Consider the following 23,514-nt stretch of genomic DNA (forward strand, 5'->3'; position numbering starts at 1 on the left):
CATGACCGTCCCCAGCACCGGCGTGAGCATCCGTCGCGCCACTCCCGCCGACATCGACCCCTTGGTCTCCGTACTCGTCGACGCGTTCTTCGACGGGCCGGTCGCCGACTGGCTGGTCCCCGACCATGACGACCGTCGCGCCGTCTACCGCCGGTACTTCACCCTCGTCCTGCGTCACGGTCTCGCCCACGGCCACGTCGACACCACCACCGACCGGTCCGCCGTCGCGATCTGGTACGCCCGGCCCGTACCTCCACCCGCGGCGCCGCCGGAGCACCAGGCGGCGGTGGAAGCCGCCACCGGACCGTACGCGCCGAAGTTCACCCTCCTCGAGGCCATGTTCGACGTGTTCCACCCCCGCGAACCGCACCACTACCTCGCGTACGTGGCGGTCAGCCCCGACCAACAGAGCTCCGGCGTCGGAACCGCCCTGCTCGACAGCTACCACCGCCGGCTCGACGCGCTGGGGCTGCCCGCCTACCTGGAGGCCAGCAACATGCGCAACCGCAGGCTGTACCTGCGGCTCGGCTACCGGGCTGGACCGCCGCTGATCCTGCCCATCAGCGGACCCACGATCTGGCGGATGTGGCGCGGGCCGGCCGGAGCCGCCGGCACGGCGGCGTTTCCCGACACCGAGCAACGACCACGTCGGCGAACCCAGCCGACTGCCGCTTCAAGCTCCGTCCGCATCGGGCGGTAGGGGTGACGCGTCACCGGGACGCGGCCACCCGGCACCACCTCGGGTCACCGCGGCCCGGGGAGATCTCGAGATGGGAGGAAGACATGTCCACCAGCACCGCGGAGCAGACCACGGCCACCGACGGCGGGGACTTCGACCTGGACGTCAGCCTGCTGGAGGTGGCGGACGTCGCCGGCCTGGTCAACCTGACCGACGACGGCTGCGGCAGCACCTGCACCGCCTGCACCACAAACGTCGCCTGACCGACGAACCCTCCCCCGAAAGGCCGGCCGGCGCGGCAACACGCCCCCATTCTCCGCGCCGGCCGGCACCCCGACCGACATCCGCCCGAGGTGCAGCGTGCGCTCTCCCACAGGCTCTCCGGCATACCGGTCGACCGGGGCCGCGCTCGTCCGCGCGGCCGCCCACCCCGACATCGACCTGCCGCCGTGGCCGGACCTGACCGAACCACGCGACGCCCTCGTCCCCGGCTGGGTGGCATGGCTGCGGCAGGTGTGGACGAACGAGACCATCGTGGACGCGATTAGTCACGCCAGCCCGGTACTCGCCGCGCAGGTCGCCAGGCTGTGCGCCGGCGAGGCCCTCACCGTCCGGGAGACCCGGCGGGTGATCCAGGCCGTCGCCCGATACACGCAGCGCCTACGCGGCCGGCCGACCCCGTTCGGTCTCCTCGCCGGGGTGGCACCCGCCGTGTTCGGATCACGCTCGCCCACCCGATGGGGCACCGCACACCAGGCCGTCGCCCGGGCGGGCGCCGCGTGGCTCGCCGACGTGATCAGCCACCTGGAACGATGCCCGGACCTGGTCGCCCGGCTCCCGGTGGTCGCGAACAACACCATGACGGTACGCGACGACCGGCTCGTCCTGCCCTACCAGCCGCACGCCCGACCGCAGGGCACGACGGCCGTGGAGGTGTCGCTGCGGTACACCGCGCCGGTCCGCGCCGCGATCACCGCCGCCCACGCCCCGATCCGGGTGGAAGCACTGTCCGCGCAGCTGCGTACCGCGTTCCCGCACGCCGCAACGACGACCGTTGAGGGGATGCTCGCCGAGCTCATCACCCGCGGCGCACTGATCACCAGCCTGCACGCGCCCGGCACGGAACCCGACGCCCTGGCGTACCTGCTGCTCCAGCTCGACGACGTCGATGCCGGCAGCATCGCGGCGGTCGCCGACCTGGTCCGCGCCCTGCGCGACATCCACACCGCGCTACGACGCCACCGCACCGCCCACGGCGCAGACGGCCGCGAGGCCCGCGCCCAGGTGACCTCCCGGATGCGCGACCTCGGCATCTCCGTCCACGAGCCTCTCGCGGTGGATCTCCGGCTGGACGCGTCGGTCACGCTGCCGGACCAGGTGGCGCGGGAGGTGGAACGCGCCGCCCTGGCGTTGACCCGGCTCAGCGCCCACCCCTACGGCACCGCGGCGTGGCGCGCCTACCACCAGCGCTTCTACGAACGGTACGGGATCGGCTCGCTGGTGCCGGTACGCGACGTCGTCGACCCGGACAGCGGCATCGGCTTCCCCGACGGATACCCCGGCACCCCAGCAGACGAGCCTCGATCACCCCTGTCCCGCCGCGACGAGCTGCTCCTCGCCCTCGCCCAGCGCGCCGCCCTGGACGGCGCGGACGAGGTGCTGCTCGACGAGGAGCTGATCGCAGAACTGGAGCTGGGGCCGCCACGGCTGCGGCTGCCGGCACACCTGGAGACGAGCGTCCGCGTGCACGCCGCCGGCGAAGCCGCCCTGGCGCGCGGCAGGTTCACCGTTGAGGTCACCTCCGTGTCGCGGGGCGCCGGGGGACTCACCGGCCGGTTCCTCAGCGTGTTGCGGGCGGTCGACGCGGCGAAGCTGGCCGCCGGCTTGACCGACCTGCCCACCGCCGATCACGGCACGGTGCCCGCCCAGATGTCGTTCCCGCCGCTGGATCCCGCGACCACCCACGTCACCCGCGCCATGCAGATCCTGCCCACTGTCATCAGCCTGGCCGAGCACCGGCGCCCGAACCGGTCGGTACTCACCGTCGACGACCTGGCGGTGGGCTGCGACGGCCGACGCATGTATCTCGCCGCACCCGACCAGGGCCACCGCTTCGAAGCCGTCGGCATGCACGCGCTCAACCTGCGCACCCACACCCCACCACTGGCACGGTTCCTCATCGAACTCGGCCGCGCCCAGTGCGCCCAGGTCACCGCTTTCGACTGGGGCGCCGCCGCCCGGGCCAAGCTGCCGTTCCTTCCCCGCATCCGCTACGGGCGCGCGATCCTCGCCCCCGCCACCTGGCGGCTGGAAGCTACCGAGCTGCCCGACCGGCGGCAGCCCTGGTACGCCTGGGACGACGCCCTCGACCAGTGGCGGGCCCGCCGGAGCCTGCCCCGCCTGGTGCAGCTGGTCGAAGCCGACCGGCGCCTGCCGCTGGACCTTGACGAGTCCGCGCACCGCGTCCTGCTGCGCACCCACCTGCTCACCGCACCGCGAGCGGTCCTCGTGGAAGCACCCACCCCACAGGACCTCGGCTGGTCCGGCGGCCGCCCGCACGAGGTCATCCTGACGCTTCACGCCACCGAGCGACCACCCTGGCCGCCCTTGCCCACACCGACCCAGGCCCGCGTCATTGGACGAGACCAGTGCCTGAGCCCCGCCACCTCCCCGCTGCTGCTCGCGAAACTCTACGGAGACATCCGCCGACAAGACCTCCTCCTCGCCGAGCACCTGCCCCGACTGCTCACCGAGTGGGAGGTGCCGCCGGACTGGTGGTTCCTCCGGTTCCGCGACCCGGACCAGCATCTCCGCCTCCGCATCGCCCTGCCCGACCCGTCGGAATTCGGACCGGCCGCCGGACGTGTCAGCGCATGGGCCGACGATCTACGCCGACGTGGCCTGCTGCGGGAGATCCAGTACGCCACCTCCTACCCCGAGACCGGGCGGTGGGGATCCGGTGCGGCCATGCAGGCCGCGGAGGCGGTCTTCATCGCCGACTCCCACGCCGTCCTCACGCAGCTACGCCAGCCCGTCCGCCCGCGCCGACAGGCACTCGTCGCCGCGCAGATCGCCGCTATCGCCGTCGCCTACACCGGCAACGTCGACGCCGGCATGCGCTGGCTCATCGACCACGTACCCCCGACCGCGCCGCAGCCGGTCGAGCGGCCGCTGTTCCACGAAGCCGTACGACTCGCCCACCCCGGCGACGACTGGGCCGCACTGCGCGCTGTCCCCGGCGGCACCGCCGTCGTCGACGCCTGGAAGAACCGCGACATCGCCCTCGCCGTCTACCGGACCCACCTACCCGGACCGCACACCGACGGCATCAACAGCGACGACGTCCTCGGCTCCCTCATGCACGCCCACTACATCCGCGCGGTCGGCATCGACTTCGACGACGAGGACCGGTGCCGCTACCTCGCCCGCGCCGCCGCCCTGGCCTACTTCGCCCGGAGCCGGCCATGACCCTTACGTACGAGAGCCACGACCTCGCTGTCGCAGTCGCCGATCTGCTCGCCCATCCCGACGACCCACGGCTGCCGATCCGGCAACCCTGGTGGCAGCAGTCACTCGCCCTCGGCGTACCCGGCATCGCCCTGCTGCACGTCGAGCTGGCAGCGGCAGGGCTAAGACCCTGGCAACGCGCCCACCGCTGGCTCACCGCCGCTACCAGCCGACCGGTAACGGCGGGCCCCGACAGCCACCCCTTCCACGGCGCACCCGCGCTCGCCCACGTCCTCGCCTGCGCCGCCACCCACCGGCCCGGCGCCTACGCCCGCGCGCTCGACGACCTCGACCGGGCGATAGCCGCGGACGCCCGGCGCCGCGTGGCCGCCGCGCACGCCCGCATCGACGATGGGGAACTACCGGCGCTCGCGGAGTTCGACGCCATCCGAGGGCTCGCCGGGATCGGCGCCTACCTGCTCCGCCGAGCACCCGACAGTGAGGCGCTGGCCATGGTGCTCGGATATCTGGTCCGGCTGACGCAGCCACTCCGCGCCGGCAGCGAGGTGTTACCAGGCTGGTGGACCGGCAGCGGGCCCTCCGGCCGCGCCGACTCCCGCTTCCCCGGCGGACACGGCAACAACGGCACGGCCCACGGCATCGCCGGACCCTTGGCGCTACTGGCGCTCGCGGCCCTGCACGGCATTGTCGTCGACGGTCAGACCGCTGCCATCGCAACGATCTGCACCTGGCTCGGCCGATGGTGCCACGATTCCACGGCCGGTCCGCTCTGGCCGTACTGGATCACCAGACCGCAACTCCGGGCGGACCGCGCCGAGGTCCACCGCGTGCAGCGGCCGTCCTGGTGCTACGGCACCGCCGGCCTGGCGCGCGCCCAGCAACTCGCCGCCCTGGCCCTGAACGATCACGTCCGCCGCGCCACGGCCGAAGGCACACTCGTACGCGCTCTCGCTGACCCGTGCCAGCTCGCGGCGACCACCGACCCGTCGCTCTGCCACGGCCACGCCGGCCTGGCCCACATCGCGCACCGGATGGCCGCCGACGCCCTGCCCGACACCGCCGGGACCCTCGGCGTGCTGGTCCCTCGGCTTCTCGGCGCGCTCGACCCGGACGGTGCCGGGCCTCGACGTGCCGCAGCTGCCCTGGTCGCCGCGAGCCCTGGCCTGCTCGAAGGCGCCGCCGGCGTCGCGCTGGCGGCCCTCAGCTGCAGCAGCGCGGGCGCGCACACCAGCTCCTGGGACGCCTGCCTGCTCACCGCCCCCATCGCTCATCCCCTGACGTGAGGACGTCGAATGCCAACGCCCGCCTGGCGGCAGTACACCGTCGAGTTCCCCGACCCCACCGCAGCCGAGGACGTCGCCGCCTCCGTCCTGGCCCCGGCGCTGGCCGCCGCGCAGGACGAGAGCGTGCTGCACGGGTGGTGGTACGTCCGGAAGTACCCCACCTGGCGGTGGCGCTACCTTGCCGACGACCCGACCTCCCACCGCGTCGAGGACCTGCTGGAGACACTCGCGGGCCAGGACCGAATCACCAACTGGACCCGAGGCGTCTACGAACCGGAGACCCTGGCCTTCGGCGGGTCGGCCGGCATGCAGGTAGCCCACGAGCTGTTTCATCAGGACAGCCGGCACCTGCTACTCGACCTGCCTCCCGCCACCACGCTGGGACGGCGCGAGCTCGCCGTGCTGCTGTGCAGCGTCCTGATGCGCGCCGCCGGTCTGGACTGGTACGAGCAGGGCGACACCTGGGCGAAGGTCGCCGACCTCCGGCCCTCCCCCGGCCTCGCAGTGCCAGAGCGGGCCGCCGAACTGGCCCGAGCGATCAATCGGCTCATGACCGTCGACGCCCACAGCCTCGCGAAGACAGGCGGACCACTCGTGGGCCTCGGCCCATGGCTCGACGCCTTCGCAACCGCCGGCCAGGCGCTCGCCGACCTCGCCCGGCACGGCCGCCTCCGACGGGGGCTACGCGCCGTCATCGCACACCACGTCATCTTCCACGCCAACCGATCTGGCCTGTCCGTTCAGGACCAGTCCACCCTCGCCGCGCTCGCGGTCCGCAACGTCTTCCACCACACCACGAGGAGCACCGTGTCGATCGCAGAACCCACGCCCACGAGCACTAGCGTCGATCGAGTGACCAGCGACCCCGCCGACCTGCGCGCCGCGCTCACCGACGCACTGCGCGCCGAGAACATCATCCGCACGCCCGGCGTCGAGGCCGCCATCCGCACCACCCCGCGGCACCTGTTCCTACCCGGCGTACCACTGGAACAGGCCTACGCCGACGCTCCCGTCTACACCAAGACCGACGGCCGAGGCGCCTCCATCAGCGCCGCCTCACAGCCACGGATCGTGGCGATGATGCTCGAACAACTCGACGTACGACCCGGCCACCGGGTCATGGAAGCCGGCGCCGGCACCGGCTACAACGCCGCCCTGCTCGCCGCCCTCACCGGCGACAACGGACGCGTCGTCACCCTCGATGTCGACGAGGACCTCGTCGACGGGGCCCGCAAACACCTTGCCACCGCGGGCGTCACGAACGTGGACGTCATCCTCGGCGACGGAGCGCTCGGCTGCCCCGACGGCGCACCCTACGACCGGATCATCGCCACAGTCGGCGCCTACGAAACCCCTACTGCCTGGCTGGAGCAGCTCGCCCCGCACGGGCGACTCGTCGTACCGCTGCGCCTGCGTGGCGCCGCCTCCCGCTCGATCATCTTCGAGCGGCACGACGGCGGATGGCGCGACCAGGGCAGCGAACTGGCCGTCTTCATGCCGCTGCGCGGCATCGGCGATGACGCCCGCCGACTCGTGCCGATCACACCGGAGCAGGACGTGATCCTGCAGGTGCACAAGGAACAGGACGTCGACACCGCGGCACTGGCCGGCGTGCTGGACACCGAGCGGCGCAAGATCTGGACAGACGTGTTCTTCCCACCGATGGTGCCGTACGAGTGGATGGACCTCTGGCTGGCCTGCCGGCTCGACAACGCCATCATGCGCATGAACGTCCAACCCGCAGCCATCGAACGCGGCGCCGTCACCCCGATGTTCCCCTGGGGCGCGATGGCCACCACCCGCGGCGCCGACCTCGTCTACCTCACCATCAGGCCCACCCCGACCAGACCCGACGGCACCAAGTTGTACGAGGTCGGCGTCATCGGCCACGGACCCCACGGAGCGGACCTCGCACAGCAGGTCAGCGAAGAAATCCGCATCTGGGACGCCACCTACCGCTCCCGCACCGTGCGCTTCGAGATCCCCGACGCTCCCGCCGAGGCGGACCCCTCGGCCGGACGCTTCGTTCTTCCGCGGCCGCACCACCCGCTCACCGTCATCTGGCAGTGACCGTGCAGCCGGACAGCGCGGTGCTGCGGCGCTTCCCGCTGGTCGCGCGGCCACGGCCCATCGCTGGGCCGCTGGTTGAGCGCGTCGACAATTTGTGCACCCTGGCCGAACGCGCCGCGCGAGAGCACGACCGAGTCGCGGCGTCGGCCGTCTACAACCAGGCTGCTCTGCTCGCGTCGGACTGCGGCCAGCCGGAGCTGGCCCGCCGGTGGTGCCACGAGCACGCCGCCGCGTACCTGCAGGCTGTTCCTCTAGACGCGCGGGCGGCGCGGTGTGCGCTGGAGCCCTTGGTCAATCTCGCCCGGCTGCACATTCGCGACCGCGACGGCGACGCTGCTCTTCACCTCCTCACTGGCCTCTTCGAGGCGGTGTCATCACGGAGGGATGCGGTGATCGACGGCCAGGCCCTGCCGGCGAGCCGGCTGACTCGCGGCGAGGACGACCACCACGAAGTAAGGCAGTGGCTGTGGAGCGTGCTCGTGGCGGAGGGCGCCCGTGCGCTGGCTGGCGCGGGCCGGTGGAGAGAGGCGTACGCGCATCTTGAGCGGCATCGTGGCATCGGCCAGCGGATGCTCGACGGACGTCAGGTGGCGGTCATTGCTCATGTCAGGGCGGGTGATCTGGAGTCGGCCCGGGCACTGGTGGCCGGAACCGCTCGGGGTGAGCCGTGGGAGGAGGTGATCACCGCATGCTTGGCCCACCTGTGCGACAGGCCCTCGCGTACGCACCTAGACCTCGCGTTGGAGGGCTACCTCGGCCTACGGCCGGCGCAGGGCCTAGCTGTCTTCGAAACTCGGCTGGGATTGACGCTCATTGACGCATCGACCGGAGCGGATCAGCGAATCTTGCCGCAGCTTGCTTCGGAAGTGGTTGCCAGAACGGTCGGCTCCGGTGACGCCTACGCTGCCCGCGAAGTTCTCCTCCACGAAGGTCTCATGGCGGCCGTTGACGGCCGGCGCACCACCCAACTCAGGAACACCGTATCGACTAGCGGGTTGATCTTGATCTCACTTCCGGTCTGGTTGCGGGAACGCATCGACGGCGTCCTCGACGCTTGTCGCGCTGCGATCGCTGAGGCCTGGTGAGCGCCTCGAATCGAGCGCCTGCGATCAACGAAGCGGATTCCATGCGACCCCTCCAGGGATGATGGCGACCGCCGTGCCCATGGACGGCGGGCTGAACGTCAATATCGCGTTGCGTTCCCTTCAGGGTGATGAGCAACACTGGGCTAGCCTGCTCTCCGGGCACCGGCTCCTGTCGGGTTCATTCCAGAGGTGACGAGCGACGGCGTACCAGCCCGGCTTGGGGCGCAAGACCCTTGATCCGTACTTGGCGGGTTGGCGCAAGCGGGTGGTACCGACGCTCGGTCACATTCCCGTTCGGATGATTACCAATGGCGCGGTGGATCGGGCGGTGCACTCGTGGATCGCCGACGAGTACAGCCGATCGACGGTGAAGAACAGTCTCGCCGTGCTGGTCCGGGTGATGGAACAGGCGGTACGGGACGGCATCATCCAGCGGAATCCCGCCCAGGTGACCGGTTGGCAGCGCGAGTACCAGCGGGCCGCCGACGAGCTGGACGATCCTCGCTCACTGGCACTGCCCGATTGGGAAACGCTGACCACTCTTGCCGCTGCACTGGTCGACCGCTCCGCGAATCACTTCACCGGATGGGCCGACGTGGTGATATTCGCCGCCTGTACCGCCGCCCGGATCGGCGAGGTTTCCGGCGTCCGGGCCGAGGACATCGACCGAGAAACGTGGATGTGGACGGTACGCCGCCAAACCACGCCCGGTCCCGGTGGTCTGATCGACAAGGGCACCAAGGGGAAACGCGCACGCACGGTGCCGCTGATCGAAGAGGTACGACCGATCGTGGCCCACCGCCTGGACGCCGCGACCAAGCCCGATTCCCGGCTGTTCACCGGGCCGCGCGGTGGCCGGATCAGTACCGCCGTGCTGCGCGACGCGACGCATTGGGATGAGGTGGTCACCACGCTCGGATACGAGCACCTACGCCGGCACGACCTACGGCACACCGGCCTTACCTGGATGGCCGATGCAGGCGTACCGGTGCACGTCCTACGGAAGATCGCCGGACACGGGTCGCTGACCACCACCCAGCGGTACCTACACCCCGACCGGCAGTCGATCACCGACGCGGGAACGGCGCTCAGCGCTCATTTGAAGGCCCGCCGGTCCCCAGGTGGTCCCCTGCTACGCGCCGTCTAAATCAGGAAATCCCCACTGCCCCGATACGAATTAGAGGCCGTAGACCAGGGTTCTCACCCCGGTTGACGGCCTCTTTTCGTGCTGTCGGGACGGCCGGATTCGAACCGACGACCCCTTGACCCCCAGTAGTCCGGTGGTCCAGCGGCGTGCTCAGGCACGTTCTCCCAGGTCGCGTGAAGTGTAAACCAGCCGAGTAAAGGAGTCATCGCACCACTCCCCCGCCTCATGCCTGGGGCGCCGAGCACCGCATCAGCGGACGTCCTGGCCGTTGCGGCTGCACGACGCCGACGGTGAGGCAAAGACGCTGAGCTGGGGTAGGCTGGCCGATCTGACCGCGTATCAGCAGGAAGCCTCCGCCCGCGAACGCGGTCTGGAGACGGTAATCGCGGCCCTTTGTACGAAGAACACCGACCTTAGCACCCTGCTCGGCGAAGCCCGGATCGGCGCCGCGGCGGCCGACGCCCGCGCCGACAGCGTCGAGGCGTTACACCCAGCTACTCACCGTCCTGTCCGACCGGCGCAACGCAGCGCCGCATTGAAAGGCCCCGCCGAATGACCTCGACGGCACCCACATCGTCGTTCCGGCCGCTGTGGCTGGCCGTCTTCGTCCTCGCCGCCGCGGCGGTCGGCGCGGTGGCCGGGCCGCTCGCCGTCGCCGGCAGCCCCAACGTGCCCACCGCCATCCTTACCGACACCGTCGCGCTGCTACTCGCCTTAGCGCATTACCTGTCCGGCAGCTCCCGGTGACCCTGGGCACCGCCCCGGTGCGGTATCAGCCGAACGCCGACAACACGGTGCTGCGCGACGTGCTGCACCGGCTGTGGGACTACCGGTGCTACGCCTGCGGAACACCCAAAGATTTCACCGACGTCCAGATCGACCACCTAATCGCACGGAACCTGACCCCCGCCAACCGCGCCACCGTGCTGCACCGCTACGGACTGCCGCCCAGGTTCGACCTCGACCGGCCGGCGAACCTCGCCCCGATCTGCGGCGACTGCAACCGTAAGAAGAGCAACACCACGCCCCGACGATCACGCTGATCCTCGGCATGCACCTGGACAAGGCCCGCAAGCTCGAGCCCCGGGTGGACGACGCAGTCCGCGGCTTCGCTGCCGGCAACCGGATTGGCAGCTACCTGCGCCGCGTCAACGCCGACAGCCTGCACGACAGCTCGGCCCGGACCGCGTTCCTGCGCCATGCGCCAGCGATCGTGCAGAAACTGGCCCTCACCGACCCGGCCGGCGTCGACTTCTTCACCGCTGACCACCTGCACGTCGAGCTGGAGTCCTTTGCGGTCCCGGTCGCGCTGACCCTCAACCAGCGGGGTCGCAGTGCCATGACGGTGCTGGCCGAGATCATCGGGTGCCCACTGGCCGACGCCCTGCGCAGCGGGGTGCACACTTTGGTTGGCGCGGTCGCCGAGCAGGCCCGTGGTTCCATCGAGAGCGTGGATCTGCCGAACGGTCCGGTGAACGCCGAAGAACCGCAGTGCGACGACCTCGACCTGACCATCGACGAGGTCGACTTCCGCCGTGCGAACGACGAGCTGACGATCACCTTCGACGGTGCGTTCTCCGGTCACTTCTCCGGCTCTGTGGTCTTCGACGCCCCGGGCGGTGACGGTCTGATGGTTTCCTCGGCGGACAGTGAGGTCGCCGGCCGGTTTGCGTTGTGGGCCAGCTGGCAGCTCGGAGCCGCGGGCGTGCCACCGGCCGAGTCGTCCGCGGAAGTCACACACTGGGCGCGCAGCAGCGTGCTGATCTGATCCGAGTCGGCAGCGCCCAAGGCACGGGCGACTCGAATCGTCGCCCGGGACGCTGGCGGCCGGTTCCTGCCGCCGGCACCGCGGCGTTTTTGTCGTACCTCGATGCGACGATGGGTAGTCGTCGGCGCGGCGGTCGACGGCACACCCCACGGCCCTGTCCTTCGACGAGGTGTTGCTCTTGAATCCGCGGCCCGGCCCGCCACAGCTGGCATTCAACTTCCTACCCGTCACTTTCACCGCGGCCACGTTCGACGGCGGCGAGGTGCCCTATACCTCCCCCGAGCAGTTGTCCGCACTGCGCGTCAAGCTTGTCGACAGTCACGTCGTCACCAGGATCCGGGACTCGATCAAGTGCATTCCGATCGTTGACGGCGCTGACCCGTACGGCACCCCGACGACCTATCACCTGCGGGAGCACAAGCCGCTGACGATGCGGCTGGCGGAGCAGGCGCTGCTGCGTGCGGTCCGCGGCTGGGGGTACCAGCTGCGCAAACGGCAGCCGGTCACCTTCGTGTCCCGGTTCGCCGGTAAGGATCTGCTCGAGCCGCTCGTGGGTGAGCACCGCCCGCAGGCGCTCGGCCGGTTGCACGTCTACCCCCAGTTCATCTTGGATGCCCGGACGATGGGCCCATCCGACCGGCCGGGTGTGATCGTCGGCGTCAAGACCCGCCGCGAGATCGACCTGACCGTCGCGGAGCTGCTCGAGCTGGGGGTCGGTGTACTCGGTCAGTACGTGCTCGCCAATCCCGGCACGATGGTCACGGAGCCGGACATGGATCCGTGGGCGTACCGGCGCGCGGCCGGGGCAGTGGAGCGGGTGCACGGCAGCGACCTGATCCTGCGCGACGCTCCCGGTGCAGACACCGTGGACGCGAGCCAGGCGTGGCTGGAGGGCAGGCTGGAGACCTTCCAGGACGTCCTGCGCACGCTGGCCGGCACCGACGGCGCCCGCATCCAGCGGGAACTCGACCAGGCGGCCTTCGAGTTGCTAGGCGCCTTTGGCCGCTACGAGAAGACGATCGACATCGCCACCCGGCTCGGTAAGCACGGGCCGCTGCTGCTGGCCAACGGGCTGGCCGCCACCATCGAGCAGCCGGTCGGTTCGAGCAACGGACGCTCGGTACAAAGTGCGCGGTACCAGTCGCCGACGTTCCGGTTCGACCAGGCCGGCGACAAAACCGACTACAAGCTCGAGCGTGGCCTGACCACGAATGGACCGTTCGACGTCGAGTTCTTCGCGAACAAACGACCCCGGATCGCGGTGATCACACCGCGCGAGCACAAGGGCGTCGTCGAGAACTTCATCAACCAGCTGCTGCACGGCGTACCGGGGCAGAACCCGTTCAGCCAGGGGTTCATCCGCAAGTACCACCTGGCCAGCTGCGACGTCTCGGTGCACCCTTTCGATGGCGGTCCGCTAGACGCCGACGCCTACCGGCACGCCTGCCGGGCGGCGCTGCAGGCCGGCGCCGTCGACCTGGCCATCGTGATCACCAGCGAGGCGCAGACCCACCTGGCCGGCGACGACAGTCCGTACCTGGTGGCGAAGTCCACGTTCATGGGGCACGGCGTGCCGGTCCAGGAGGTCAAGATCGAGACGGTGCGGCTGCCGAAGCTCGCCGTCCCGCTCAACAGCATCGCGCTGGCCTGCTACGCCAAGCTGGGCGGGATCCCGTTCGTGATCGCCGCGCCCCGCGCCCTGGCGCAGGAGCTGGTTATCGGAATCGGCAGCGCCCACGTCAAGGCCAGCCGGCTCACCGAGCCGGAACGGGTCGTGGGTATCACCACCGTTTTCTCCGCCGACGGCACCTACCTGCTGTCGAACGCCTCCCGAGAGGCCGACTACGCCGACTACCCGCGAGAGCTGCTGCGCTCGCTCACCGAGTGCATCGAGGACATCAAGAACCGCAACGCCTGGCAGCGCGGCGACGGCCTGCGCCTGATCTTCCACGTGTTCAAGCCGCTCAAGGATGTCGAGGCGATCGCGGTCAAGCAGTTGGTGGAACGGCTCACCCGCGACTACGCGTCGGTCGAGTTCGCGTTCGTCCACGTCAGCAACGACCACGAGCTGGTGATGTTCGACCGGGCGAGCGCCGGCATCGCCACCCATGGCGGCGCGGTTAAGGGCCGGTTCGTCCCGGAGCGCGGGCACGCCGTCGCGATCGGACGGCGCGAGATGCTGCTGGCCGTCGGTGGCCCCTACGATCTCAAGAGCGCCACCCACGCGATCCCCAAGCCGCTGCTGCTCAAGCTGCACGCCGAGTCGACGTTCACCGACATCGAGTACCTCGCCCGGCAGGCCTACCGGTTCACCAGCATGTCATGGCGCACGATGTACCCCTCGCGGCTGCCGGTGACCATCCAATACTCCGATCTGATCGCCGAGCTGCTCGGCCAGTTGCGGCACGTGAAGAACTGGAACGCTGACGCGATCGTCACCCGCCTGCGCGGCAGCCGGTGGTTCCTGTGACCGCCCCGGACCCCGGCGCGCTTGTGCCGGTGGGCTCCCTGCTCGGCGATCAGCTCCGGGCCCTGCAGGAGCCGCTGCTGCGGGCCAACCTGCCCGGCAACCTCGACGGACTGCTCGCCCATCACCTGCTGGGCGGGCGTCACCTCGGATTCCGCTGGAACGTCGATCCGCTGACGCCGGCGTGGCTGCGCGATAACACGCACCGATTCATCCAAGCCGCGGGTCTGGCCGTGCTCGGCTACGGCCTGACTGCGTTCCCGGGCGAGCAGAGCCCGGCGGCCCAGGAGCTGCTGATCGACGGCATGGCCGAAGTGATGCGCCGCAGCCCCTTCCAGAGCGATGGGGTGACCTTCATCAACGACCCCGGCCAGCTCGTCGGCCTAGCCCTGGCGGCCAACGCCGTGGCGGCCGAGGCATCCCAGGTCCGCACCTGGCTGAGAACAGTGCTGCAGGACGCCCGGCTACGCCCGCCGACCCTGCTGCTCCAGCTGTTTCAGGAGTACGCTCGCCATCTGCTCGACCTGGACCCGGCGGCCCGGCCGGCCCTGGACGGCATCGACGACCCGGTAGAGCTGGCCGCGCTGCACTGGGTCCTGACCCTGCCGCCCCGCCCCGCTGCCGGTGGCCCCGACCAGCTGCGCCTGCTGCATTCCCGTCTGATCAACGCGATCCTGCTCGGCGGGCCGCGCCCGGTCGCCGCGTGGCGGTCGGCGCTGTTGATCGAGGCCGCCACTCGCATCGTCACCAGTAGCATCGACGATCAGCTGCTCAGCCTCAACCACGTGGGCGTGCTGCTGAGCCGGTTCGAGGACGCGATGCGCCACTGGCGCTACGACACCGCCGGCGAGCGGCCCATCCGATGGCAGATCACCTCCGAACGCGAGGTACAGGACATCCTCTGGATGATGCTGCGGCCGGTCTTCCCCGACCTCGTCGACGAGGAGACCCTCCGTAAGATCGGGCACAGCACGTACCGGGCCGACTTCGGCATCCCGTCGCTCGGCCTGCTGATCGAGGTCAAGTACGCCCGGAAGGCCAGCGACTTCAAGGAGTTCGAGCAGCAGATCTTCATTGACTACGTCGCCTACCTGACCGGCAACGGCCCCTACCGCAAGCTGGCCGTGTTCATCTACGACGAGTCCGGTTCCGTCCAGGAGTACGGCACCACCCGCCGTGCCCTATTGGAACGGCCTAACATCACCGACGTCGTCATCGTGTCCCGGCCGAGCCACGTGCCGGTCCCCACCCGTCAGTCCCGCTCACGCCGGTCCGGCTCCCGACCGTAACGGTCGTCCGGTAATCCCGCTGCGCAGCGCAATCCGCGCCGTCGGCACGTTTTCGACCGACAGAGCCGGTGGAGTCATCCCGCGATGGCCCTCCGCCTGTCTCGACCGAATCGGTGCGGGAGGAGGTACCCACAGCCGGGCTCATCGGTGGGAAGCACCGTGGACAGGGACCCAGCTCGCGGCGGTGCTCGCCGCGCTGTCCGGCATCCTGGTTCCTGACTCGGTACAGTTCCTCCACCGAAAATCTTGCCCACGGAAGGACACGTGCGCGGTTGGACACCGTTGACTTCCGGAACTGGTGCACCCTCGGTGCACTCGTGTCCATCGGCAGCCACCACGCTGGCGTCATCGAGTCATTCGACGACGCCACTGGCATCGCTACCCTTGCCGCCGCGCTGCCCGGCGCGTACGCCGACTCCGGGTCCCTCGCCCTCATCGCCCACCGGCTTGGCAAGGACGGGGTGGCCAAGTTCCTCAGCAACAAGCTGCCGACCAAGGCATCTGCACGGTCCGGGGACATGGGTGAGATCCTTGCGACGGCGTACCTGCACGAAGAGCACGGATGGGTGGTCGGACCGAGCCGGCTCATCCAACGCGACCATCAGCAGTGGGCGATGCGCGGCGACGACGTGCTGGGCGCGAAGCTCGACACGGCGGGCAAGGCGGTGATCATCAAGGCGGAGGCCAAGAGCCGCGTCACCCTCGCCAAAGACACCGTCACGGAGGCCCGCAACGGTCTGGCGCGGGAAATGGAGATGCCCTCGGCACATTCGCTCACCCAGTTCGCCGAGCGGCTGCTGTCGACAGCCGATGCCGAGGTCGGCGAAGCCGTGCTGATGCTGCAGCTGCTCGACGAGGTCCGTGCCAACCGGGTCAGCCACCTGATGTTCCTGTTCACTAGCAACGACCCCGGCAAGCACGTGACCGCTGACTTGCAGGCGTACACCGGCGCTGTCGCGCAGCTAACCATCACGCTGCGGGTACACGGCCACAAGAAGTTCATCACCGACGCCTACGAGCTGGTGGTCACCGATGGCGCGTGAGGCGCAGCGCCTGGCACAGCTGCTGACGATGGCCACTGACGCCGGCTTCCGCGGCCGGCTCCTGGCCCGCGGGCAGGCCCAATCAATGATCCGCCGCGAAGGGGTCCTGCCTGCGGGCGCACCTACGTTCAGCGCCTTCCTCGACGCCGACCTGCTCAACTACGGATACGCTTTGCTGTCGACCAGCCTTGGCTTGCTGGAGGCGGCCGAGGACGACACGACGGGACAGCTGACCCTCACCCGGGAAGGGTTCATCCAGAGCTCGTACGCCATCGAGGCTGCCACCCGCAACGCAGCCCCAGGACCCGAGCTGGTGTTTCATAACCTCGTCGCCGGGGCGGCCAGCCACCTCGCCGGCTACGCCGCCCGCGCGTACTCGCTGATTCACGCGAGCCGCGCGTCGGGCCGGCTCACGCCGATGGAGCACACCCTCGCGGACTTGCTCATGCGCGACTTGTCCGCTATCGACCAGCGGACCCGCCGGCTGCGGTCGTCACCTGAGGTCTCCGACGAGGCCATGCTGTCCGCCTTCACCGCACCCGACGTCGACCCGGACGACCCGGATGTCCTGAACGACCTGGAAAACGCAGCTGATCAGGTCGGGCCCGTCGTGCTGCTGCTCAGCGAGAACTACCTCTCCGCGGTTTCGGCCGCCCTGTTCGCCATCGAGATTGGCAGCCGCGCCCTGCTCGACGCCGCGCTGCAAGACCTGCAGCTCGGGGAACAGGCGTCTTCGGACGTCAGCGCGCCCGGGCCGTGGTGGGTGTACCGCCTGACCCGGCACCTGCTCGGCGAGCTGTTCGACACCAGCCTGCAGACGACGATTCCGCAGCCCCCGCCGCTCGGAGCCGCCGCTGACCGTGCCGGCCGGTGGCGCGAGCTTCGGGAGACCTTCGTCGCGTCGCTGCTGGCCCGCGAACGCGCCGAGATTGACCTGTGGCCGTCGCAGTTGCATGTCGTCCACCGGATCTTCCAGGACTCGCGGGATCTCGTCGTCGCGCTACCGACCAGCGCCGGCAAGACCCGCATCGCCGAACTGGCGATCCTGGCGTGCCTCGCCCAAGGCCGCCGGACGGTGTACGTCACCCCGTTACGTGCCCTGTCCGCGCAGACCGAGCACGTTCTGACCCGGACCTTCGCCCCGCTGGGCATCCGGGTCTCATCGCTGTACGGCAGCATGGGCACCAGCGACGTCGATGAGGACACCCTGCGCTCCGGTGAGGTCGTCGTCGCCACCCCGGAGAAGCTGGACTTCGCGCTGCGATCCGACCCGTCCGTGCTCGACGACGTCGGCCTGATCGTGCTGGATGAGGGACACATGATCGGCGCCTCCGAGCGCGAGGTCCGCTACGAGGCCCAGATCCAGCGCCTGCTGCGCCGCGCCGACGCCGCGACCCGGCGCATCCTGTGCCTCTCGGCGGTGTTTCCCTCCGGCAACGACCTCGACGACTTCGTCGCCTGGATCACCGACGATGAGCCGGACGGCCTGCATCGCGAAGGCTGGCGCCCGACCGGGCAGCGGTTCGGGCTCGTCGAGTGGCGCGGCGACCACGCCAGGTTGACGATCACTCTCGGCCCGGAACAGTCGTTCATCCCTCGCTACTTCGAGGCCAAGAAACCGCGCCCACCGCGCCGCAAGCTGTTCCCTGCCGACCAGGGTGAGCACATCATCGCCACGGGATGGCGGCTGGTCGAGGAAGGCCAGACCGTCCTGGTCTTCTGCCCGCAGCGCAACTGGGTCGAACCTTACGCCCCAAAGATCATCGATCTGTACGGTCGTGGTCTGATCCCGTCCGTGCTGCCGGACGGCGTCGATCTCAGCGACGCGCTAACCGTCGGCGCCGAGTGGTTCGGCCCCGACCATCCCATCCTGCGCTGTCTTGAGCTCGGCGTGGCCATCCATCACGGAGCGCTGCCGGGGCCGTTCCGGCGCGAGGTGGAACGGCTCCTGCAACGCGGCAGTTTGAAGGTCACCATCGCCTCGCCGACACTGGCCCAAGGGCTGAACCTGTCCGCCTCGGCCGTGCTCTTTCACAGTCTGCACCGCAGCGGGGAGCTGCTCAAAGGATCCGAGTTCGCCAACGTGATCGGACGGGCCGGCCGGGCATTCGTCGACACCGAAGGTCTCGTCCTCTACCCGATTTTCAAGACCGGTGCCTGGCGGCGCCAGGAATGGCTCGGGCTGACCCAGGGCGACGGTGGCCGGCCGCTGCAGTCCGGGCTCATCGGCGTCGGTGTCGCCTTGGTCCGGCAGCTGGTCACCGCCTACGGGCTGGCCTCCGTCGAACCGGTGCTCGCCTACCTCACCGGCGGCCTGGACTGGTCGCTGCCCGTGCTGTCCGCCGGCACCGCTGACGAGCAGGCCGCCGCGGCGGCGGGCTGGCGGTCGAACCTGGCGCTGCTCGACATCGGCATCCTGAGCATCGTCGGTGACGGCGACCAGGACCTCGTCACGGACGCGGCGACGCAGTTCCTCACCGATGCGCTGCGTGACTCATTGTTCGAGCGTCAGCTGCGCCGCTATGACGACACCGCCCAGGCCGTCCTGCGCGAAGTCGTCTTCAGCCGGACCCGGCACCTGTGGCGCACGTCGACGGCCTCGCAGCGCCGAGGCTGGTATCTGGCCGGACTGGGCGCGCAAGCAGGATCCGAGCTCGCGCAGGTCTCGGGGCATATCGTCGCGTTGGCCGGCCAGGCTGAAACGGCACTCCTCGGCGACGACCACGAGCAAGCCGGCGACCTGATCACCCAGATCGCCGACGTCGTGTTCGCAGTGCCGGCGTTCGGACCGGAGAACCCGGTCGACAACCGCGACACGGTGCTCCGGCACTGGGTTCACGGACTGGCCCTCAGCGAGGTGCCGGGTGACCGGGTCCAGATCGCGCAGTTCATCGAAGCCGACGTCATCTACCGGCTGGTCTGGGGGATGGAGGCAGCCCGCGTCTATGAGACCGCCCAGGACAACGCCGACGCCACCGCCCTGCTGGGCACTGCGGTCACCGCGATCGAGACGGGCACCTTTCATTTGCCGGCCTCGGTCCTCATCCGCTCCGGATTCGACTATCGCCTCGCCGCCATATCGGCGGTGACCAGCACTGGCGCCTCCTTCGACACGGTGGCCGGCATGCATCACTGGATCGACAACCTCGACCTCGCCCACGCGCTGAGCCCGCAGTGGCCGACACCCGAGTCGCGGTCGGCGTGGGAGGCGTTTGCGAACCCCACACGGACCCGCCGCGCACACCGGTGGCGCCGGCAGACTGTGGTCGTCCCCGACGTCGTCTGGCACGCGGCGGCACCGGATCCCGAAACGTGGCTACGGGTGACCGACGCGGACCCAGGAAAGATCGACATCTGGTCGACGGGTTTCGACCTGCTGGGCGAGGCGTCGGTTCGCCTCGTGCCGCAGCGGCACGGGGTGCTGCGCGCCCGGCGCATGCCCGTCGGTACTGGGATCGTGCTGCACTATCAGGGCCCCGAGGAGGTATCGCCATCGCCGGCGGGCGCACCGCTGCCCTCGTGAGACAAGCGGCTGCGCCGCCTGCGGCCGTACGGTCCGTGCCGGCACCGAATGGTTTGGTGCCGGCAGCGCCTGTCGTAGCCGGCGGAGCTAGTGCCTCGTCATGTAGCCGGCGATCCGTCGTGTCCGCCTCCCCCGCCAGGAACGAACTGGCGAACGTGGCGTCCGGACCGTCGCCGTTGAACGCGGTGCCGGACATGCGGACTGCCGCCACAGCAGCGGTTGGCTCGCTCCTGCTCGGCGCTGGACCGTTCACCGCGATCGGGAAGGTCACCACCCTCAGCGACGCATGGTGGGCATTCCTCGCCCTGGTCGTGGCACTGGCAGGCGTCGGCATCGGCATCTGGTTCACCGCCGATCGCTCACTCCGCCAATCACCACGCTGGCCATGCTAGGCGACCCAGAGCTGGACAAGCTCCGGTCCCGGATCGCCACCGACCGGACGCCTTCTTCGGGCCATCTGGAAACACCGCCGCCGGGCTGCGGGCGGGCATCACCACACACGCATCCGCAGCAGCTGAGATCGTGACCCTTTTCAGCCGGGAGACGGATCCGACCAACCGGACGGTGCTTGAGCAAGCCCTGTGGGACGCCCACGCCAACGAGGCCCCCTCCCGACAGTCGCAGCGGCGGCTGCTGAAGTTCATCCACGTCTGGCAGATCCGCAAGGCCCTCGTCGGGCACGCATGATCACTATCGCGGCGATGCCCGTAGTCGCATTGGGCGCGGTGATCTTCCTGCTCGTCAGCGTCGACCGGCCAGGGAGGACCCGAAGCCGGCTTCGAGCCCGTCCGCGTCCATAGGTCCCTGACGCCACGAGCCGGTGCCCCACCGCTCCTCCAGCTTGACGCGCGCCCGTAGCAGTCCGTCCACGCCAGCGGCGACCGCTAACCACTGCGCCACCGAACGCACGCGGCGGCCGACGCGCTGCTCAGCCCTTGACCCCGACAAGGTCGTTGCCTCTACCTGCGCACGCCCCAGGCATGCCAATCTGTGAGCGGGAAGCTCGCATCCCGTTTGGCCGAAAATCGTCCACCGTTAAGCGGTCCAGCGACGGCCATAACGAGGCCAGTGCAGTACGCCTGCCAGGCGATTCACAGCGGAGGCAACCAAGACCGGCTCGCTAAACCACCCGAGTTAAGGGTTCCAGCAGCGCCTGACCCGCCGCCGCATCGAGCCAAAACAATAAGCTGAGGGCTTCCGCAAGTCGTTAACCTGCGGAAGCCCTCTCGCTGTCGGGACGGCCGGATTCGAACCGACGACCCCTTGACCCCCAGTCAAGTGCGCTACCAAGCTGCGCCACGTCCCGATGCCCCCGCCGGGTCTCCCCTGCGGCAGCCGGTACAGCTTAGCGCAGGATCTTCGCACCGTGCGCAGAGGCCCCTCCCGCGCCGCGCGCCACACCCCCTAGAGCATCCTAGGAGGGTGTGGCGCGACAACACCAAGAGCGGCAAGTAGAGAGCGCGTCAGCCGTGGGCCTTGCCCCGGCCGCCGGGGCCGAGCTTCTTGCGCGGGCGTACCGAGATCTCGATCGGGCTGCCCTCGAAGCCGAACTCCTCGCGGAGCTTGCGCTCGACGAAGCGCTGATACCCTGCGTCGAGCGGGCCGGTGGTGAACAGCACGAAGCGCGGCGGCGCCGCCCCGGCCTGGGTCGCGAACAGGATGCGCGGGGCGCGTCCGCCGCGTACCGGGTGCGGGGTGGCCTGGACCAGCGCGGTGAGCCACTGGTTGAGCTGCGCGGTCGGGATGCGCGTCTCCCAGCTCGCGAGGGCCTTGCGCAGCGCGGGTGCGAGCTTGTCGACGGCGCGGCCGGTCTTGGCGGACAGGTTCAGCCGGATCGCCCAGGGGATGCGCCGCAGCTCGCGGTCGATCTCCTTGTCCAGGTAGTAGCGGCGGTCGCCGTCGACCAGGTCCCACTTGTTGAACGCGATGACCAGCGCCCGGCCGGACTCGACGACCATGGTGAGGATCCGCTGGTCCTGCTCGCTGATCACCTCGCTGGAGTCGATCAGCACCACGGCGACCTCGGCCGCCTCGATCGCCGAGGCGGTACGCAGGCTGGCGTAGTACTCGGTGCCGCTGGCCTTGCCGACGCGCTTGCGCAGACCGGCGGTGTCGACCAGCTGCCAGGTCTCGCCGCCGATCTCGACCAGGCTGTCGACCGGGTCCACTGTGGTGCCGGCGACCGAGTCGACCACCGCCCGCTCCTCGCCGGAGAAGCGGTTGAGCAGGCTGGACTTGCCGACGTTGGGGCGGCCGACCAGCGCCACCCGGCGTGGGCCGCGCGGCCGGTTCTCCACGATCGCGGGCGCCTCGGGCAGCGCGTCGAGGATGGCGTCGAGCAGGTCGCCGGAGCCGCGGCCGTGCAGCGCCGAGATCGGGAACGGCTCACCGAGGCCGAGCGACCACAGCGAGGTCGCCTCCATCTCGATGGTGGTGTTGTCGGCCTTGTTGGCGATGAGGATCACCGGCTTGGCGCTGCGGCGCAGCATCTTCACCGCGGCCTCGTCCACGTCGGTGGCGCCGACCATGGCGTCCACCACGAACAGCACCACGTCGGCGGTCGCCACCGCGGTCTCGGCCTGGGCGGCGATGGCCGCGGCCCGGTCCTTGGCGTCGGGCTCCCAGCCGCCGGTGTCCACCACCGTGAACGCCCGGCCGTTCCACTGCGCGTCGTAGGGCACGCGGTCCCGGGTCACGCCGGGGATGTCCTCCACGACGGCCTGCCGGCGGCCGATGATGCGGTTGACGAGCGTGGACTTGCCCACGTTGGGGCGGCCGACCACGGCCACCACGGGCTGCGGGCCGGCCGGCTCACCGGAGTCGACCTCCGGCTCGCGCAGCTCCACCCAGCCTTCGAAATCCTGGCTCACGCGGCACCCCGCTCCGTGAGCATCTCGCGCAGGCGGGCCACTACCTCGTCGATGCCCAGCTCGGTGGTGTCCAGCACCACCGCGTCGGGGGCCTGCTGCAGCGGGTTGACCTTGCGGGTCGAGTCGAGGCGGTCCCGGCGGGCCAGGTCCGCGGCGGTCGCCGCGACGTCGGCGGCGTCCTCGGCGCTGCGCCGCTTCGCGCGCGCCGCCTCGGAGGCGGTCAGGTACACCTTCAGGTCCGCGTCCGGCGCGACCACCGAGCCGATGTCCCGGCCTTCGACCACGATCCGGCCCGCGTCGGCGATCACCCGCCGCTGCCGGTCCACCAGCAGCTCGCGTACGGCGGCGACGGCGGCCACCGCGGACACGGCGGCGGTCACCTCGGCGCCGCGGATGGCGGTGGACACGTCGGTGCCGTCGACTGTCACGGCGTACCCCTGGGGGTCGGTGCCGATGCGCAGGTCGGCCTCGGCGGCGACCTTGGCCACCGACTCGGTGTCGGTGAGTTCCACGCCGGAGCGCAGGACTGCCCAGGTCAGCGCCCGGTACATGGCGCCGGTGTCGAGGTAGCGGGCGCCGAGGCCCGCGGCGAGTCGCCGCGACACGGTGGACTTCCCCGAACCGGACGGCCCGTCCACAGCGACCACACATCGCCCGGCCGGTACGTTCTCCTCCACCGTTGTCCTCCTCAGCCCGTACCTCGCGGGTCGCCCGGATTCCCGGGCGCCGTTGAGCGGATGGTTCTGTCGTCAATCATGCCCGCGCCGCGCGGGCGTCCCGCCGGACGGCACGCGCCGGCCCGCGGACCGCGTCGAAGCCTAC

The 23,514-nt window shown here is 70.1% G+C and carries 17 protein-coding genes, 1 tRNA gene and 1 pseudogene; 16 read left to right on the forward strand and 3 right to left on the reverse strand.

The genetic code is table 11. The features are described from left to right. Position 1 precedes the first annotated feature (1 nt). From KBX43_RS14790 to KBX43_RS31905, 16 genes and pseudogenes are all read left to right on the forward strand, one after another. On the forward strand, positions 2-700 hold the full coding sequence (locus tag KBX43_RS14790; RefSeq protein ID WP_210884939.1) for a GNAT family N-acetyltransferase: 699 nt from the start codon (positions 2-4) through the stop codon (positions 698-700). 83 nt (positions 701-783) lie between these two features. Further along, positions 784-942 carry an FxLD family lanthipeptide gene (gene fxlA, locus KBX43_RS14795; protein WP_187692502.1) on the forward strand — a complete coding sequence of 53 codons (159 nt, stop codon included), beginning with the start codon at positions 784-786 and terminating at the stop codon, positions 940-942. Positions 943-1,039: 97 nt separating this feature from the next. Continuing rightward, positions 1,040-4,147: a lantibiotic dehydratase gene (locus KBX43_RS14800; RefSeq protein ID WP_210884941.1), complete on the forward strand. Its 3,108-nt coding sequence runs from the start codon at positions 1,040-1,042 to the stop codon at positions 4,145-4,147. Beyond that, positions 4,144-5,430, forward strand: a complete 1,287-nt coding sequence (locus tag KBX43_RS14805) for a lanthionine synthetase C family protein (RefSeq protein WP_210884948.1) — start codon at positions 4,144-4,146, stop codon at positions 5,428-5,430. Before KBX43_RS14800 ends, KBX43_RS14805 begins: the two co-directional genes overlap by 4 nt. A 9-nt stretch (positions 5,431-5,439) precedes the next feature. Next, positions 5,440-7,500, forward strand: coding sequence for a methyltransferase, FxLD system (gene fxlM, locus KBX43_RS14810; protein WP_210884950.1), 2,061 nt, complete (start codon positions 5,440-5,442; stop codon positions 7,498-7,500). Then, entirely contained in the window at positions 7,497-8,585 is a 1,089-nt protein-coding gene (locus KBX43_RS14815) for a hypothetical protein (protein WP_210884953.1), read from the forward strand. The genes fxlM and KBX43_RS14815 overlap by 4 nt, the downstream gene beginning before the upstream one ends. A gap of 214 nt (positions 8,586-8,799) precedes the next feature. After that, positions 8,800-9,732, forward strand: a pseudogene (locus KBX43_RS14820) (tyrosine-type recombinase/integrase); the annotation flags it as partial. A gap of 268 nt (positions 9,733-10,000) precedes the next feature. Next, a complete protein-coding gene (locus KBX43_RS14825) occupies positions 10,001-10,288 on the forward strand; it encodes a hypothetical protein (protein WP_210884955.1) in 288 nt (95 codons plus the stop codon). Continuing rightward, positions 10,285-10,479, forward strand: coding sequence for a hypothetical protein (locus KBX43_RS14830; RefSeq protein ID WP_210884957.1), 195 nt, complete (start codon positions 10,285-10,287; stop codon positions 10,477-10,479). Before KBX43_RS14825 ends, KBX43_RS14830 begins: the two co-directional genes overlap by 4 nt. Further along, complete coding sequence (locus KBX43_RS14835) at positions 10,476-10,775, forward strand: HNH endonuclease (RefSeq protein WP_210884959.1); 300 nt, start codon at positions 10,476-10,478, stop codon at positions 10,773-10,775. The genes KBX43_RS14830 and KBX43_RS14835 overlap by 4 nt, the downstream gene beginning before the upstream one ends. 8 nt (positions 10,776-10,783) lie before the next feature. After that, complete coding sequence (locus tag KBX43_RS14840) at positions 10,784-11,500, forward strand: hypothetical protein (protein WP_210884961.1); 717 nt, start codon at positions 10,784-10,786, stop codon at positions 11,498-11,500. 178 nt (positions 11,501-11,678) lie between these two features. Then, positions 11,679-13,970 carry a Piwi domain-containing protein gene (locus tag KBX43_RS14845; RefSeq protein WP_210884963.1) on the forward strand — a complete coding sequence of 764 codons (2,292 nt, stop codon included), beginning with the start codon at positions 11,679-11,681 and terminating at the stop codon, positions 13,968-13,970. Further along, positions 13,967-15,256, forward strand: coding sequence for a hypothetical protein (locus KBX43_RS31900; RefSeq protein ID WP_210884965.1), 1,290 nt, complete (start codon positions 13,967-13,969; stop codon positions 15,254-15,256). The genes KBX43_RS14845 and KBX43_RS31900 overlap by 4 nt, the downstream gene beginning before the upstream one ends. Positions 15,257-15,573: 317 nt before the next feature. After that, positions 15,574-16,299, forward strand: coding sequence for a Hachiman antiphage defense system protein HamA (locus tag KBX43_RS14855; protein ID WP_210884967.1), 726 nt, complete (start codon positions 15,574-15,576; stop codon positions 16,297-16,299). Beyond that, the gene (locus tag KBX43_RS14860) at positions 16,289-19,822 is read left to right on the forward strand and encodes a DEAD/DEAH box helicase (protein WP_210884976.1); all 3,534 of its coding nucleotides are present in this window, start codon (positions 16,289-16,291) and stop codon (positions 19,820-19,822) included. Before KBX43_RS14855 ends, KBX43_RS14860 begins: the two co-directional genes overlap by 11 nt. Positions 19,823-20,386: 564 nt before the next feature. Continuing rightward, positions 20,387-20,509 (forward strand): hypothetical protein, encoded by a 123-nt coding sequence (locus KBX43_RS31905; protein ID WP_282101032.1) that lies wholly within the window; start codon positions 20,387-20,389, stop codon positions 20,507-20,509. A 545-nt stretch (positions 20,510-21,054) separates the two neighbouring features. Here the strand turns inward: KBX43_RS31905 and KBX43_RS14865 are convergent. The 3 genes from KBX43_RS14865 to cmk all read right to left on the reverse strand — a co-directional run bounded on the left by KBX43_RS14865 (position 21,055) and on the right by cmk (position 23,369). Beyond that, positions 21,055-21,128: transfer RNA gene (locus tag KBX43_RS14865), tRNA-Pro, on the reverse strand. Between the two features lie 157 nt (positions 21,129-21,285). Further along, positions 21,286-22,692 carry a ribosome biogenesis GTPase Der gene (gene der / locus KBX43_RS14870; protein ID WP_064446390.1) on the reverse strand — a complete coding sequence of 469 codons (1,407 nt, stop codon included), beginning with the start codon at positions 22,690-22,692 and terminating at the stop codon, positions 21,286-21,288. Continuing rightward, positions 22,689-23,369, reverse strand: a complete 681-nt coding sequence (gene cmk / locus KBX43_RS14875; protein ID WP_210884978.1) for a (d)CMP kinase — start codon at positions 23,367-23,369, stop codon at positions 22,689-22,691. Before cmk ends, der begins: the two co-directional genes overlap by 4 nt. Positions 23,370-23,514 lie beyond the last annotated feature (145 nt).

It is taken from the genome of Micromonospora sp. C41, assembly GCF_018070485.1.
In the GTDB taxonomy this organism is placed as follows: Bacteria; Actinomycetota; Actinomycetes; order Mycobacteriales; family Micromonosporaceae; genus Micromonospora; species Micromonospora chalcea.